Raw genomic sequence first — 1,317 nt, forward strand, 5'->3', positions numbered from 1 at the left:
GTACTTGCCAATGCTAAATCTAAGATTGATCAGCTCAGTGACGATTTGCGCACTAACACTCAGCGCGTGTTCGTCAAAGCCGAGTGCCCCGTGCGTGAAACCTCTGCCCCCTCCGGCGTGGATAGTTCAAGACCCGCCAGACTGGCGAAAGACGCTGAACAAGATTATGTACGTCTCCTCGGAGAACTTGAAACCCTCGAAAGCCAGTTCCTTGGATTGAGGGATTACGTGAATACTGGATGTTATAAGGTGAAGAAATGAACGACCAACAAGCCATACAACCACATCAACAACGTGTTATTGATGAAATGAAAGAACTTGATGAAAGGATTGAAAAACTATCCGACTTCATCGGTAGTGCAACCTATTACAAGTTAAATGAGGTTGATCAGATTCTTTTAGACACGCAGTTATCAACAATGAAGCTGTATTGTGAAATCCTGCACAGGCGATTTAGACGGTTTTAATGCACCACCCAGCAGAAAAGAACACCTTGCCACCTCAGAACAAATGATACTGGGGTGGCAGGAGTAGGTTAATACCGAATGTCAACGCCCCCTGAGTAATCAGGACTTTTTATTATTAGAAACAGGAAAAGAAATAATGTTTACAGTTAAACAGATTATCGAAAACGCTACATCATTGTATGAAACCAAAGAAATTACTATTGCTCGTATTGGTTCACCTCAATGGAAGCAGGCATTTGAATTGACAAAAGAACTCGGTGTTGAAACGCCAGATGTCATTGAGTTTATCCCGCCCTCCTATTCAGATGAAGAAATGACACAGGTTGTTGAAGAAGAGCATTCACTCAGCGTGACTCGTGAAAATGTAACAGCGGATGACTGTATCGCCATTGTCTGTTCATCAATACCCAGCCCTGCATTCCCAGAAATTCCAGAACTGGGTGGGAGTGGATATCAATTCCTCTATAAAGGGGATCAGCTTTATATCACCAATGAAAGCGGTGCTACGGTAGAAGTGGTTAAGTAAGATATGCAACCCTGCCACCTCAGAGCCAATGATACTGGGGTGGCAGGAGCCATCCTGTCTCCTGCTTGATTGTTATTATAAACAGTATTTAGTCGTTTTATCCGGATTTAACACAAGACAGGTAGCTATACACTCTGTATATGCTAAGGGTAAGAAAGCAAAAGGTAAGCAGACAACAGCATAAGTCTGCATCGAAGCTAAAAGAGTCGAGCCTGCTACTAGGCAAAGAAGAAGATATTTTTTCATAATCATTCTCCACATCTTTTACAACGTTGTTATCACAAAAACTGGTAAATCTAATAAACCCATTTTTCCCCAATAACA

General features: G+C 42.1%; 3 protein-coding genes. All 3 read left to right on the plus strand.

The genetic code is table 11. The annotated features are described in order from the left end of the window. Positions 1-261, plus strand: a 261-nt coding sequence (locus Xhom_RS24880; protein WP_338063753.1) for a lysis system i-spanin subunit Rz, incomplete at its 5' end; no start/stop codon positions are given. Then, positions 258-467 carry a crAss001_48 related protein gene (locus Xhom_RS24885; protein ID WP_069315924.1) on the plus strand — a complete coding sequence of 70 codons (210 nt, stop codon included), beginning with the start codon at positions 258-260 and terminating at the stop codon, positions 465-467. The genes Xhom_RS24880 and Xhom_RS24885, both read left to right, overlap by 4 nt. A 136-nt stretch (positions 468-603) precedes the next feature. Continuing rightward, positions 604-993 carry a hypothetical protein gene (locus tag Xhom_RS24890; protein WP_069315923.1) on the plus strand — a complete coding sequence of 130 codons (390 nt, stop codon included), beginning with the start codon at positions 604-606 and terminating at the stop codon, positions 991-993. The last annotated feature ends 324 nt before the right edge of the window (positions 994-1,317 follow it).

This window comes from Xenorhabdus hominickii (genome assembly GCF_002632725.1).
Lineage (GTDB): Bacteria > Pseudomonadota > Gammaproteobacteria > Enterobacterales > Enterobacteriaceae > Xenorhabdus > Xenorhabdus hominickii.